General features: G+C 53.0%; 14 protein-coding genes and 1 tRNA gene. 7 read left to right on the top strand and 8 right to left on the bottom strand.

Annotated elements, in window-relative coordinates; all coding sequences use genetic code 11:
• Positions 1–29 precede the first annotated feature (29 nt).
• The 3 genes from NDI45_RS06390 to deoC form a co-directional block, all read right to left on the bottom strand.
• Positions 30–1,646: an MFS transporter gene (locus tag NDI45_RS06390; protein WP_190793741.1), complete on the bottom strand. Its 1,617-nt coding sequence runs from the start codon at positions 1,644–1,646 to the stop codon at positions 30–32.
• Between the two features lie 86 nt (positions 1,647–1,732).
• On the bottom strand, positions 1,733–2,668 hold the full coding sequence (gene recO, locus NDI45_RS06385) for a DNA repair protein RecO (RefSeq protein ID WP_190793740.1): 936 nt from the start codon (positions 2,666–2,668) through the stop codon (positions 1,733–1,735).
• Positions 2,669–2,691: 23 nt separating this feature from the next.
• On the bottom strand, positions 2,692–3,360 hold the full coding sequence (gene deoC / locus NDI45_RS06380; RefSeq protein WP_348246795.1) for a deoxyribose-phosphate aldolase: 669 nt from the start codon (positions 3,358–3,360) through the stop codon (positions 2,692–2,694).
• 207 nt (positions 3,361–3,567) lie between these two features.
• On the opposite strand from deoC, the gene NDI45_RS06375 reads away from it, so the two are divergent.
• A complete protein-coding gene (locus tag NDI45_RS06375) occupies positions 3,568–3,765 on the top strand; it encodes a hypothetical protein (RefSeq protein ID WP_190793738.1) in 198 nt (65 codons plus the stop codon).
• 129 nt (positions 3,766–3,894) lie between these two features.
• Here NDI45_RS06375 and NDI45_RS06370 read toward each other — a convergent pair whose 3' ends face one another.
• The 3 genes from NDI45_RS06370 to NDI45_RS06360 all read right to left on the bottom strand — a co-directional run bounded on the left by NDI45_RS06370 (position 3,895) and on the right by NDI45_RS06360 (position 6,512).
• On the bottom strand, positions 3,895–4,443 hold the full coding sequence (locus NDI45_RS06370) for an alpha/beta hydrolase (protein ID WP_348246794.1): 549 nt from the start codon (positions 4,441–4,443) through the stop codon (positions 3,895–3,897).
• A gap of 117 nt (positions 4,444–4,560) precedes the next feature.
• A complete protein-coding gene (locus NDI45_RS06365; RefSeq protein WP_348246793.1) occupies positions 4,561–5,643 on the bottom strand; it encodes an Ig-like domain-containing protein in 1,083 nt (360 codons plus the stop codon).
• Positions 5,640–6,512 carry an S-methyl-5'-thioadenosine phosphorylase gene (locus tag NDI45_RS06360; RefSeq protein WP_348246792.1) on the bottom strand — a complete coding sequence of 291 codons (873 nt, stop codon included), beginning with the start codon at positions 6,510–6,512 and terminating at the stop codon, positions 5,640–5,642. The genes NDI45_RS06365 and NDI45_RS06360 overlap by 4 nt, the downstream gene beginning before the upstream one ends.
• Positions 6,513–6,938: 426 nt before the next feature.
• Between NDI45_RS06360 and NDI45_RS06355 the strand changes: the two genes are divergently transcribed.
• Entirely contained in the window at positions 6,939–7,997 is a 1,059-nt protein-coding gene (locus NDI45_RS06355) for an alcohol dehydrogenase catalytic domain-containing protein (RefSeq protein WP_348246853.1), read from the top strand.
• Between the two features lie 378 nt (positions 7,998–8,375).
• Here the strand turns inward: NDI45_RS06355 and NDI45_RS06350 are convergent.
• Both NDI45_RS06350 and NDI45_RS06345 read right to left on the bottom strand, forming a co-directional pair.
• A tRNA-Phe gene (locus NDI45_RS06350) sits at positions 8,376–8,448 on the bottom strand.
• 185 nt (positions 8,449–8,633) lie between these two features.
• Positions 8,634–9,092 (bottom strand): PPC domain-containing protein, encoded by a 459-nt coding sequence (locus NDI45_RS06345; RefSeq protein WP_348246791.1) that lies wholly within the window; start codon positions 9,090–9,092, stop codon positions 8,634–8,636.
• 329 nt (positions 9,093–9,421) lie between these two features.
• Between NDI45_RS06345 and grxC the strand changes: the two genes are divergently transcribed.
• The 5 genes from grxC (at position 9,422) to NDI45_RS06320 (ending at position 13,623) form a co-directional block, all read left to right on the top strand.
• The gene (gene grxC / locus NDI45_RS06340; RefSeq protein WP_348246790.1) at positions 9,422–9,682 is read left to right on the top strand and encodes a glutaredoxin 3; all 261 of its coding nucleotides are present in this window, start codon (positions 9,422–9,424) and stop codon (positions 9,680–9,682) included.
• Between the two features lie 39 nt (positions 9,683–9,721).
• Positions 9,722–10,699 (top strand): glutathione synthase, encoded by a 978-nt coding sequence (gene gshB, locus NDI45_RS06335; RefSeq protein WP_348246789.1) that lies wholly within the window; start codon positions 9,722–9,724, stop codon positions 10,697–10,699.
• Positions 10,700–10,794: 95 nt separating this feature from the next.
• Positions 10,795–11,895 (top strand): ABC transporter substrate-binding protein, encoded by a 1,101-nt coding sequence (locus NDI45_RS06330; protein WP_348246788.1) that lies wholly within the window; start codon positions 10,795–10,797, stop codon positions 11,893–11,895.
• 61 nt (positions 11,896–11,956) lie between these two features.
• Positions 11,957–12,757 (top strand): ABC transporter ATP-binding protein, encoded by an 801-nt coding sequence (locus NDI45_RS06325; RefSeq protein WP_348246787.1) that lies wholly within the window; start codon positions 11,957–11,959, stop codon positions 12,755–12,757.
• A 110-nt stretch (positions 12,758–12,867) separates the two neighbouring features.
• Positions 12,868–13,623, top strand: a complete 756-nt coding sequence (locus NDI45_RS06320) for an ABC transporter permease (RefSeq protein ID WP_347277831.1) — start codon at positions 12,868–12,870, stop codon at positions 13,621–13,623.
• Positions 13,624–13,648: the final 25 nt, after the last annotated feature.

The raw sequence follows: 13,648 nt of genomic DNA, 5'->3' as shown, positions 1-13,648 counted from the left end.
TTAGTGTGTCCTGTCCCTTCTGCAACATTCTACTTCCGAGAAATTGACCAGGTGAGCGTTCCACCCCCGATTACCAGCACGGCTAGTCCCAGAAACACTGCCCGCAGCCCAAAGAATGTTTCTGCTACCCCTGCTAATGCCAACGGCAGGCTCAGCGCAATGTTAATAGCATTGTTTTGTAGCCCAAACACCTTGCCGCGCATCTCTTCTGGGGTTTCTTCCTGAATAGCGGTCTGCATGGGAATTCCGGCAATCGCCGCACAAGACCCAAGCAGCACCAGCAGCGGCAGCATAATGATCAGACGATGAGCCGTCACCGCAATCAGGGCAAGCGCAACACCCATGCCGATCGACCCATACAGGCTCAACTGACTGCGCGTAAACCGCTGCCCAAATTGTCCGACCACCACTGCCCCAATCGCCATTCCTACGCCGCCAGCCGCCAGCAAAAAGCCAAACTGGGAAGATTTGATTTCCGGCATGACTTCTGCCAAGCGCACTGCCAACACCGCCAGAGCCGCAAAGGTCGAGAACAAGATTACCAAATGCAGTAGGGCTGCCCGAACGTGGCTCTTCTCCTTCAGATAGCGCAACCCGTCGCGAATGTTATTCCAGACATCAGGTAGGGATTCGTCAGAGTCGATCGTCTTTTCATTCGTTTGCAGGAAGATTAGCATCAGTCCCGCAATCACATAGCTGCCGCCTACTAAAACTTCTTTCCCGATCGCTGGAGGCAAGTGAAACTGAGCGGCGATCGGTGCAGCAATCATATCTGCCAGAGCCAGCAAAGGTTCTCCTAGGGCAAATCCCACAATCACCGATGCCATCATAGTCATGGTGTAGAGCGAGTTTGCCGAGAGCAAATGACGGCGATCGACAATCAGCGGAATCACTGCCTGCTCAGCCGGAGCAAAAAACTGCGTCAGCGTTGAGACCAGGAACGTCACGCCCAGCACTATCAAAAATCCGACAGGCAGACCGCCCAAAGCACTCCAGCCCTGCGAAATCCAGAGCAGAAACGGCACACTTAGCACCAGTCCGCCCCGCAGCAGATTCGTGGATACCAGCACTGCCCGCTTGCGCCAGTGATCGACAAAAACCCCAGCGATCGAGCCAAACAGTACAGCGGGAATCGTGAACGCGATCATCAGCGATGATACCCAACCGCTAATCGATTGATCCGCTGCCTGAAAGCGATTGGCAATCAGAGCGATCATCAGCACTAAATAAACCTTGTCAGCAATTTGAGAAAACACCTGCCCGCCCCAAAGGGTAAGGAAGGCGCGGTTCTTTAGCACGGGCACCAATCCCGGCTCCGAAGCGGTTGCCTGCTGGCTCTGATCGCTGCCATGAGAACCGTTGCCGTTCCCCCCAGTACCATTGGAGCCGTTTAAGTGATTTCCTGCTGCTTTGTTTCCCTGCTCAGACCGACCGAGGTGAGTTTGACCGTCCCAGGTTTTCTGCGACGAGTCCGAAACGGTAGACTGCGAAATGACACCGAGGTCAGCAGATGGATCAAAACGATCGTCTCCATCGGCACATAGCACATAGTCCGGTAGCCGAGACGAAGAAGGACTGGAATTCTGACGGTTGACTTGTCCCAGATGCGGCTGTCCCAGGCCCAACTGTCCTGAGTCCGCTGCCATGCCTCCACACCCTTCTCCAATCCCAGGATTAAGCGGATTAGATCGAGAAATGGACGCTGAAGTTGGGAGATTGTCAAACGATCGCATCATAGTTTCTGGAGAGAAAGGTCACTAGCCGGAGCAAAACAGGGATCAATCAGGGTAGCCGAGCGAATCGGTCGGTCGAAGTGATATTGAGCATAGTGACGCAGAATCCGCTCGATGGGAAGCCAAATCTGATTAGAAGCAAAGGCGGGAGGGTCAGCCTGCATCAGTGTTTCTAGCAAGTCGGGTTTCGTCAACTGCTGAAGCAGGTATAGCTCGATCGCAGTGATTTGGGCATGTAGCTCTGGGGGAGTTTGGGTGAAATTTGTAGTGCGATGCGAAGCAGTTCCCTCGTGGGGGTGATCTGAAAGAATCTTCGGCGCACCAGACGGGGCTTTACGCGGAGGAGCCGTGTCGAGACGCAGATTGGCCAACTCCGACAGCAGCACCACACCACCCGCAACACTGCTAAAGCCCGTGCGCCAATCTGGGTCAGAAAAATCAGGAGTAATTTCTTTCTGAGTGACACCGCAGCGAAACACCTGAGGCGCAATTCCGGCAAGGGCCAGCAGATGAAACATGGCGTGAACCAGACAGGGCAGCGTCACAATTCCGGATAGCGTTTCCAGTCGGGTCAAATGTTCGCACAGCAAGTGAAATAAATCTGCCTGAGACTGCTCGCTGAGAGCTTGATAGAGGGCAAGCTCCGCCAGATATTGAGCTGCTGTGAGCTTTTTCAGATCCTGGCTCAGCCCGGGAAACGACTCGACGGTTTCTGCCTGAATCACTTTATCTAAATTCTTGCCGCTGACAATCAGCAAATTATTCACCACAAATAAGCCGCTGCGTCCACCCAAACTGGACTTATGCTTGCGTGAACCAGGCGCGACCACTCGCAGTAGCCCCAATTCCTCGGTCAGAATCGTCAGCAGCCGATCGGACTCACCCAGGGGCGTACTCTTGAGATTAATTCCGATCGCCTTGTAGGTTCCGCTCATAGTCCTTCCGCGTGTCGCCTCCCCTACTTCAGGGTATCGCGTTGGCGCATGAGTTCGACGCCTCGCGAAGTGCCCAACCGGGTTGCGCCTGCCACAATCAGGTCGATCGCTTGCTCAACGGTACGGATTCCCCCCGCTGCTTTGATGCCTACCCGGTCTTTAGTGAACTGCTTAAGCAGCTTAACGTCCTCGATCGTTGCGCCGCCAAACCAGCCCGTACTCGTTTTCAGGTAAGCCACTCCTGCATCTAAACAAACATCGGCTGCCATTTTTTTTTCGTCGTCGGTCAGCAGTGCCATTTCCAAAATTGCCTTCACAGGCTGGCCTAACTCACAGATTTCTGCCAGTTCATGGTGCAGCTCGTTGGTTTTGCCGACCTTTAGCCAGCCTAAATTGAGCACCACATCCAGCTCGCTGGCTCCGTTTTCGACGGCTTCCTGAGCCTCATAAAGCTTGACTGCCGAAGTCGTTGCACCTGCCGGAAACCCGATCACCGTGCAAATTTTAGGAAACTTATTACGCAGGATCTCGACTGCCTGCTTCACATGGGTAGGATAGACACAAACTGTCGCAAACTTATAGCGATCGGCTTCTGCACAACAGCGTGAGACATCCTCAGGGGTTGCCGTTGGAGTTAGCAGGGCATGCTCGATAAAGCCAGCGAGATCAATTTCGGGGTGTGAGTCAGCCATAAAGGACCTTTCGCTTCCCTTATCACTTTTATCAGAAAAGATACAGAAGCCTGTATTTCTCAGGCTTGATTCTGCCCAGTTTCATGTAAAAAGCCCTGCAAAAGGCTGAGATCCGTGTTCTACAGCACAGCCAATCAGTAGGGCTACGCTATGCTGTGAGTAGGTATCGCCTTATTTCTCACACTCACAGCAGTTTTGCAGGTAACTATGACTTCTCCTTCGTCCGCCCCCGCTTCGTTTTCGGATGATTTGATTTGGGACAACCTCAAGCAAGCCATTACAGCCAGTTCTGGTTTCCACCGGTGGCAGGCAGAACGATCGCTGACGTTCCATACTGCTGAGCAGACCCTTGACCAGCTCGTTAGCCGCTACCTGCGCGAGACCCTGGAAACTTTAGCCTACTAATATAAAAGCTTGCAATAAGAATGAGCCTCCAGAAATGGAGCTGGAGACGATCGCACAAGACTGCTCTTACCTAGCTGCTCTTATTAAGAGAAACGAGTTCAAAGAGAGAAACTGGTTCAAACGAGCAAATTAGAATAAGCGAAAGCCCTCCAGGAGATTTTGCAGCCCTCCCTGGAGGGTATTTAGCAGCTCGGCGGCTTCTGCAATTCGATCGCCTTCGACCACGACTGCGCCCGCCGGGTAATTTTGCACCACTTCGATCAGGCTAATTCGATCGTCCTCGCTGGCAGATAGAACGAGAGCCGCCCGCATTGCCTGAGTATCGGCCGTCCGGGATGGGGTATGAACGTAATCACTTAGCTGCCGTAGGGTAACCTCACCCAGCGGACTGTTCAAAAAGCGATCGAGCATAACCTGATCGACCCTAACCTCCCGGCTCAGGGCTTCCTGCACATCAGTCGGGTTTTGTCCCGATCGCTTCATCAGCCTTTCCAGCGTTGGTGATACCTCACCCTGCTCCGCCAGAGCCGTCAACTCCTCAACCGGAACCGACCCCCGAAAGATTTTGTACTTCCACGTCACCCGTCCGGCAGCCAGTGCAGTTGTTGCAGCCAGCGGCATGATTGCGCTTAGAAGTCCTGAAATCAGGGTCAGCATCCGGGATTGGAGTTTTGGCATGGGTTTGTCTTCCTGAAAATGCAGAAGTTGAGCGGCGGTTTCAGTCTAGTGCTCGATTTGCTGGCGCATTTAACGTTCGACTTGCTGGCGCATCTAACGTTCGATTTGCTGGCGCACTTAACGTTCGATTTGCTGGCGCAAAATAATCTCGGTCGTCTGGCTGACCTGGTTGCCCTCGATCGCCGTTGCCCGAATTCGATAGCGTAATCCCGGAACCGCAATTCTGGGCGGCGGAACTGTCACTTCAAACCGTCCGTTATTGTCTGCGGTAAATTCCCGATCAACAATCACTTCCCCACCTACGGGAACGCCGAGGACGGTCGCGCTACCCAGGATATTTACCTGAACTCTCGCATTCGGTCGGGTTTGACCCACCAGCGTAAAGCCGTTTCTACCGACTCGTCCGCCGTCCTGATAGTTGGTGAATCGGGGTTGAAGTTCGGCAGTATTACCGCCCGTGTTGCCACCTGTATTTCCTCCGGGATTGCCGCCCGTATTTCCCCCTGGAGGTGTTCCGACCGAGGTATTAAAGGCAACAGGCTGAGCCACTGCCCCATAAACGGATTGGGTTTGACGACGCAGACGTGCCAGGATTGCCGTTTCCGCTGAGCGATCGCCCGACTGCACTGTGTAGTTGACCCGATACACGCCCGACGAAGTCTCCGTTGCAGGCAATTCACGTACGGTTCGTCCATCCTGAACCAGCAGCACCGAGGCTTGCAGTCCAGGAGTGCCATTGATCGTCACAGTCAGGGTTGAACCTGTATTCAGCGGTGCAACTCCGGCATTAGTGGTAACAGATGTAAGCTGAAGCGGCTGCCCCTGCACCGAGAAAGACCAGGCAAGCGTCCGCTGTTCGCCGTTGTTGTTGCGATATTCCACCCGCACCTGATTGACTCCAGAGGGCAAGCTCTGAGTAGGACGGTAGGTAAAGAAATTGGGCGTTACCGAGCTTTGGCTCGTCACATCCTGGCCGTTAACAAAGATGCGAACTGATCTGACATCGATCGTCCCCGAGGCGTCGAACTGCCCCGAGATAAAGGCATTGGGCGAAACATTGGTGCTGTTGCTAGGCGGTGTGACTTCAACGACGCGCTGAGCAAGCGCAGGCTGAACCATTCCTGGCGCAGACAGCAGCATAGGCGAAGTGGTAAGCAGCACCCCAATGGCAGATAATCCCAAAAGATATGACCGATTCATAGGTACTTTTGTAATAGTAGATGGAGTTTGTCTTTGGTTTCGACAGGAGCTTTGTCGAGGGGCGTAATAATGGCGTACTTTAGAGCAGAGTGAGCATCAGAGACAAACGGGGTTGCGCTGAGACGGCGCACCGTTTCTCGAATCACTCGCTGGGCGTTCACGGCATTTTTGGTGAGATTGGCGATCACGAGATCGACAGTCACACTGTCGTGGTCAGGATGCCAGCAGTCGTAGTCGGTGACAAGGGCAAGGGTGGCATAGGCGATTTCGGCTTCCCGCGCCAGCTTCGCTTCGGGCAAATTCGTCATGCCAATAATCGTTGCGCCCCAGCTTCGATACAGATTGGATTCTGCCTTGGTCGAGAAAGCCGGACCTTCCATACAAACGTAGGTTCCGCTCCGGTGCAGTGTGATATCGGGCAAGTCTAGACTCTCGATCGCCTCAGACAACACGCCCGCCAGCTTGTGACAAACTGGGTCGCCAAACGCAATATGTGCCACAATACCTTCGCCAAAAAAGGTCGAGGCGCGATTTTTAGTGCGATCAATAAACTGATCAGGAATCACCATATCGAGGGGCTTTGCCTCCTCCCGCAGTGAACCGACTGCTGACGCTGAAATCAAATATTCCACGCCGAGCTTCTTCATTGCATAGACGTTTGCCCGAAACGGAAGTTCCGAGGGCGTCAGCGTGTGATTGCGGTTATGCCGTGCTAGAAATGCCACCCTGGTTCCATCGAGCGTTCCGACAATCAGCGCATCCGAGGGCTTCCCAAAGGGCGTGTCAATTTCTACTTCTTCAACGTCCTTGAGTGCTTCCATCTTATAAAGCCCGCTGCCGCCAATAATGCCAATTTTGATTGGTTCCATGAAATTTTCCTGTAGTTATTTGCTGCCACAAGCCTGAGTATTTTACGACGATGACCGTCCGAACTGCCTCTCTAGCTCATTAATTCTGAGTTGCCGGGTAACACAATTTTGTTTTGTTGGTGGTTAAAGCTTTCAGTCCCCTCGATCAGGTCAATTAAATGCAAGTCAATCCGGGGAAACTTTGAAGATTGAAGGAATTTCGGCTTTCACAAAAATAAGGAAGTGAGGTGGACTAAATCTAGCAATTCGAGCATTGGTAGAGCGATCGCTGCACAGAATCGTCAATTCCGCAAAAAACACTGCTCTCTAGCGTTGCCGCATCCTGCATGGAGTACCTCTCATACTCGTCCAATATCCGCTGCGATCGCCTCAGTGCTTTCCAAATTCCCGTAAAATCAGGAAGTTCAGTGTTTGGGACAGCGACTCGTGTTAGCAGCAGTTTTGTACGGTCAGGAAGATTTGCGGCTCGAATCGGTTGCCGACCCAACTCCCGCCCCGGGAGAAGTCATCATTCGCGTCAACGCAGCAACCACCTGCGGCACCGATCTCAAAGTCTGGCGCAGGGGTGGTCATGCCCGAATGCTTAAGCCTCCGACCCTGTTTGGACATGAAGCCGCCGGACAAATTGTGGCCCTGGGCGAAGGCATAACGGGATGGAAGGTGGGCGATCGCGTTGTGGCAAATAATTCTGCACCCTGTCACGAGTGCTTCTTCTGCAAAAAACAGGAATATTCCCTCTGCACTGACCTGTGCTTCAACAACGGTACATTCGCCGAGTACCTCAAAATCCCTGCCCCGATCGTCCGAGACAACCTCCTCCCGATTCCTGAAGGACTCCCCGATGCGCTGGCAGCTTTGACTGAACCGCTTGCCTGTGTACTGCACGGCGTCGCACGATCAAATGTGAAACCGGGCGACCGCGTAGTTGTGTTGGGCGATGGAGCGATCGGGCTGATGTTTGTGGCAGCATTGAGCTTGGGTTACACGGGCAACCGAGATCAGCAGCGGCAGGCTCCCCCAGAAATTTTCCTGTTTGGCGGCAGCAATCAACGGCTGGAAATCGGTAAACAGTTTGGCGCAGTCCGCACGTTTAATCACCGTCAAGTCACAGACATTCCTGCCGCTGTAAAAGAACTGACCGATGGCTGGGGTGCAGATGTAATTATCGAAGCGACCGGATCACCTCAAGTTTGGGAAACGGCGATCGCCTCTGGCCGTCCGGGAGCTACAGTTAATCTCTTCGGCGGCTGTCCCCGCGACACGTCCATCACCGTCAGCACCGAGCAGCTTCACTACTGCGAACTTACCCTCAAAGGCGTGTTTCACAATACTCCCTTCTTTGTGCGCGAAGCGGTAGCAATGCTGGCAAGCTGCACCCTGCCCTTTGAACTAATGGTTAGCGATCGGCAGCCGCTTAAAAACCTGGAGCAAGTGTTTTGTGACATGCGCGATCGAAAGGTGATTAAGGTCGCAATTACGCCATAACAACGCTGCATATTACTAATTTAACCGGGTTGGATGACGGCAAATTTAGAACATTGGCTGCCCTAAGCAGTTGGCGTTCTTTAATGCGTATTCGATTACTGCTACTGCCTATCTCTGTCCAGATCGTAGAAGGCTTTTTCGTAAAGCCAATCCTTTGAACGATCGGAAAATTTCTGCTGATAGCGGTCTATCACGCGATCGGCGAATATCAGGAGCAGAGGGATTACCAAGCAGATGTGGCTTCCTTTGACGAATCCGCCGGATTTGAATCCCCCTACTAAGCAATCTGACTGCAAGCTCGCATTGCCCAAACCATGATTTGCTTGGTACAAAGTAAGCGAACTTCGTGAAGATTTTTTGGTCGATCTCTGAAAAGTATGCCAGGACGCGGACTTGAACCGCGGACACGAGGATTTTCAGTCCTCTGCTCTACCAACTGAGCTATCCCGGCAGGGCGTGCTTTGTGTGCTTAATTAAATTAGCAAACTTTAGGAAAGATTGGCAAGCTTTTTGTTTGCTTTTCCGGCTGACTGTAAACCTGTGGTTCTCCGTTCTTCAGAGCTAGACTAGGTCGCTAGATTGTACCCCGTACCATAGGGTTGCGAATGGAAGAACCACAGCTTGCGATCGCAGCGATTAGATTGGGCGGAGCTTTGTTACCTTGAGCGTGAACGCACCTACACCTTGTCCAGCATAAGGACTGACGCGCACAATGTAATTGCCGGGGCGAGTAACGCGAGCAAACAGCAGCGAATTTGTCGTGCCGTCGGGTCCATCGTCATTCTCAGCAACGGTTGAGCCATCAGGCGCAATCAGAGTCAGGATGGTATCGAACTGGTCTGAAGTCAAATCAATCACGACCTGATCGCCTTCCTTGAAGTCCACCAGATAGTCTCGCGCAAACCCGCCAAAGCCAGTAGGAATGTCCTGGTCTGTGATGCTATCGCTGACCTCATTGCTCGACGGCATTGGAATTGGACGATAGAGAGAAGACTGGGAAGATGCAGTTTGAGCGACAGCCGTTTGAGCGATAGCGGCCCATGAGCCGATCGCCAGCGTTGCGGGAACCATCAGCGGCAGGAAAGACTTGAACATCAAGGATTTGAGCATACGAGATCAAGCACTCTAGCAGAAAACTTCGTCAATTATGGCTTACTAGATTGAAATCGATGCAAACCCTTTGAAGAAATTAGGGTTTCGATCGACATTCCTGCCGGAGTGCTGCTCTGATCTCTGCCCGGGCACTACCCCAAGCGATCGAAACCGCGTCATTCTCCTTGCAGCAAAACTGAGTTTCAATAACCTGCGCTCGATCGCTCGATTTCTCGCCCCATTGCCTGAAACCCAGCTTGCATCGCGCGATTGGCTTACACTAGGGGAAGATAAAGATAATTGTTGCAAGCACAGCGGAACGGACATTTCTTATGGCTGCTGAAGTTGAGATTTATACCTGGAGTACCTGCCCTTTTTGTATTCGGGCAAAAGCCCTCCTGAAGCAAAAGGGAGTGGACTTTGAAGAATACTGCATTGATGGCGATGAGGCGGCTCGGGCGGAAATGGCGAAGCGGGCAAACGGGCGGCGCAGTCTTCCCCAAATTTTTATTGACAGGCAGCATGTGGGCGGTTGCGATGATCTATATGCCCTCAATGCAAGTGGCAAGCTTGACCCTATGCTGCAAGCTTAATCGGAACGCTTTTTTCTGCCCTCTTTCGGAGTCGTCTTTGTGAAATTTGCATTTATTATTGACCCGATCGATCGCCTTGATCCCGGTCACGATACGAGTGTGGCGTTAATGGAGGCGGCACAGGGGTTAGGGCATGAGGTTTGGATCACGGAGGCAAAGCTGCTCAGTGTGTCGTCGGGCAAAGCGTATGGATTGCTGCGATCGGTCAAGCTGAAGCCAGTCAAACTGGTCGAGGGACGCTGGCAGGCAGAGAATCCCTGGTTTCAGGTGGGCGAACAGGTTTTGCTGCCCCTGGAAGCAATGGATGCGGTATTCATGCGAACTGACCCGCCTGTGAATGTGCCTTATCTTTACGCAACTTACATTTTGGATTACGTTGATCCGAGGAAAACGCTAGTGGTCAACTCGCCCGGTGGCTTGAGAGCTGCCAACGAAAAAATGTACGCGCTGCAATTCACCAAGGTGATTCCAGAGACGATCGTGGCGCAGGATAAACAGGTGATTCGCCAGTTTGTCGAGCAACAGGGCGCAGCTGTGATGAAGCCTTTGGGCGGCAAGGCAGGAGAAGGCATTCTATTTGTGCAGCCGGACGATCGCAATTTCAACTCGCTGGTTGAGATCAGTACGCAGCAGCAGACTTACCCGATCATGGTACAGGCCTACCTGCCCGAAGCCAAAGACGGCGATAAGCGGGTGATTCTGCTCAACGGCGAGCCGATCGGCGCGGTCAATCGCATTCCCACCGGAAAAGACTTTCGCGGCAATATGGCAGTCGGAGGGCGTGTGGCGGCAGCAGAAGTGACCGATCGCGATCGGCAAATTTGTGCAGAACTGGCTCCAACGTTGCAGCGCGATGGGCTGTATTTTGTGGGAATCGATGTGATCGGGGGATACCTAACAGAAGTAAACGTGACTAGCCCCACCGGAATTCGAGAAATCGATCGGCTGAGCAATCTGCGACTGGGCGACCAGGTGATGGAGTGGGTAGTGCATCGCTCTGAGCGAAAAAGTAGCTGAAGGTACAATCAGCAAGCATTGGTTTTAGTAGGTTCAAGTGAGGGTCGCTTCACGTTTCTTTAAAACCAGGATTTACCGATTAAGAGGGTAATGGCATGAGTCGCTCAAGAGATTCGCTTTTCTTTGCTGGAATAAATCGCCGCAAATTTTTGCAGTACGGCGCGTTGACGGTCGGAAGCAGCATTGTAACTGCCTGTGCGAGTAGCCAACCGCCCGCTGTAACAGAATCGCCTACTGCCAGTTCTCCGGCTGCCAGCCCTGCAAGCAGTGAACTCACCAAGATTACTTACGGCACAAACTGGTACGCTCAGGCAGAACACGGCGGCTTTTATCAGGCAGTTGCCACCGGAATTTACAAAGACTATGGCTTGGATGTCACGGTCAAAATGGGTGGTCCGCAGGTGAACGGCACTCAGCTCTTGATGGGCGGAGCGATCGACTTCTTTATGGGCTATGGCTCAGACGCGATTAAAGCGATCGAAGAAGGCATTCCTAAAGTCACCGTTGCCTCGCTTTTCCAGAAAGACCCGCAAGTGCTGATTGTTCACCCGGATCAGGGCGTGAAAACACTGGAAGACCTCAAAGGCAAGCCGATCTTTATCTCCTCGGCGGCAAATGTCACCTTCTGGCCCTTCCTGTCAGCCAAGTACGGCTATACCGATAGCCAGAAGCGCCCGTATAACTTCAATCCGGGTCCGTTTCTGGCAGATAAAACCTCGGCGCAGCAGGGCTATCTCAGTTCGGAGCCGATGGTCATCGAGAAAGAAGGGGGCTTTAAGCCGCTGGTATTTTTGCTGGCAGACTCCGGCTATGATCCCTACTCCACAACGATCGAGTGTAAACGGGAACTGGTCGAGCAAAATCCCGATTTAGTCCAGCGATTTGTGGATGCGTCGATCAAGGGCTGGTACAGCTATCTGGAAGGTGACCCCACGCCGGGCAATGAGCTGATCAAAAAAGACAATCCCAAAATGACCGACGACAAAATTGCCTATGGGATTGCCAAGATGAAGGAATACGGCATTGTCAGTTCGGGCGATGCTGAAGCGAAGGGCATTGGCGCGATGACCGACGATCGCTGGAAGTCTTTCTTCGATACCATGTCGGCGCAGGGCGTGTTTAAAAAGGAAACAGACTACACCCAGGCCTATACCCTGCAATTTGTGAATAAAGGCGTGGATGCCTACAAGTCCTAGCCTTAGCCAGGATTGACGATCGATCTGCAAACTACAGTGCGGTTCAGGAGCTTGTTTAGGAATGCCTGAAATCACCCTCAGTCACGTCAACAAAGTCTACGCCAACGGTACGGTTGCCCTGCAAGATCTGAATCTCGCGATCGCCCAGGGGCAATTTATCAGTCTGCTTGGTCCTTCGGGCTGCGGCAAGAGTACCGTTTTGCGGCTGATTGCAGGCTTGGGCAAAATGACGACGGGCAATGTGTCCTGGGGTAATCCGAATCATCGACTGGCGTATGTGTTTCAGGAAGCAGCTCTGATGCCCTGGGCAACGGTCGAGGAGAATGTCCGCCTTCCTCTGAAGCTGGCGGGACTTACCAAACGAGCGACCGCATCAGCAGTAACCGAAGCAATTGAGCGCGTAGACCTGCGGGGATTTGAAAAGTGCTATCCGCGTGAGTTGTCCGGCGGGATGAAAATGCGCGTCTCGATCGCCCGTGCCCTGGTGACAAAACCCGAACTGCTCCTGATGGACGAACCCTTTGGCGCACTGGATGAAATGACCCGCAGCAAGCTCAACAGCGATTTGCTCGATTTGTGGCAGCAGATGCAGTGGACAGTCATTTTTGTGACCCACAATATCTACGAAGCCATTTACCTCTCAAATCGCGTCGTGGTAATGGCAGCGCGTCCGGGTCGGGTCGTGGCAGATGTGGCGATCGATGCGCCTTACCCCCGTACAGAAGCGTTTCGTGCCTCTGCTGCCTTTACAAACTACTACCGCCGCCTGTCTACAACGCTCTCGATGGGCACTGATCCAGAGCTTGAACCCTGGCAGCCTGCCGATCTACCCTCTGTACCAATGAGCGAGGGAGCACGATGAATTCCAATACGCTAAAAGCTCCTTTGGTTGCTCAACAGCCCAAAAAGCCCCGGTGGATCGATCGTCTGCTGTCCCCGCAAATTCTTGCCCCGATCGCCGTAGGGCTGATAATGCTGACCCTCTGGGAAGTGGGCGTGCGCGTTACGAATACACCGCCTTATCTGCTACCGGGTCCAATTCTGGTGCTGCAAACCCTATTTCAGGAGTGGGGTACGCTGTTTCCGTCGCTGCTGATCACGCTGAAGATTACAATTTTTGCTTTTATCGCGGCGGTGGTTTCCGGGCTGCTAGTAGCGGTGCTGTTTACCCAGAGCAAATGGATCGAGCGCAGTTTCTTTCCCTATGCCGTGGTGCTGCAAACCACGCCGATCGTCGCGATCGCCCCGCTGATCATTCTCTGGGTGCGGCAAATTGTGCCGGGCGACAGTTCGACTGCAGTTTCGCTGACGGTATGCGCCTGGATCGTGGCATTCTTCCCAATTCTGTCAAATACAACTGTGGGGCTAAACAGCGCAGACCACAATTTAACTAACCTATTTCAGCTTTACAAAGCCTCTCGCTGGCAAGCGCTGCTGCATCTTCAGCTTCCGAGCGCGATGCCCTATTTCCTTAGTGGACTACGGATTAGCGGCGGACTGGCTTTGATTGGCGCAGTGGTGGCAGAGTTTGTCGCGGGCACAGGTGGAACTCAATCAGGCATTGCCTATCAAATCCTGATGGCGAGCTTTAATCTACAAATTCCCCTGATGTTTGCGGCTCTGCTAATGACAACGATGCTGGGCGTGATGATTTTCGTGGTGCTGACCGTTTTGTCGGATTATCTACTGCGGAACTGGCATGAGAGCGCGGTGCGACGGGAGAATTAGAGCGTGGATGGGTGGATGGGTGGAT

The sequence above is a fragment of the Leptolyngbya sp. GB1-A1 genome, from assembly GCF_039962475.1.
Classification (GTDB): Bacteria; Cyanobacteriota; Cyanobacteriia; order Elainellales; family Elainellaceae; genus Leptolyngbya_A.
This window is presented reverse-complemented; position numbering and strand designations above follow the sequence as displayed.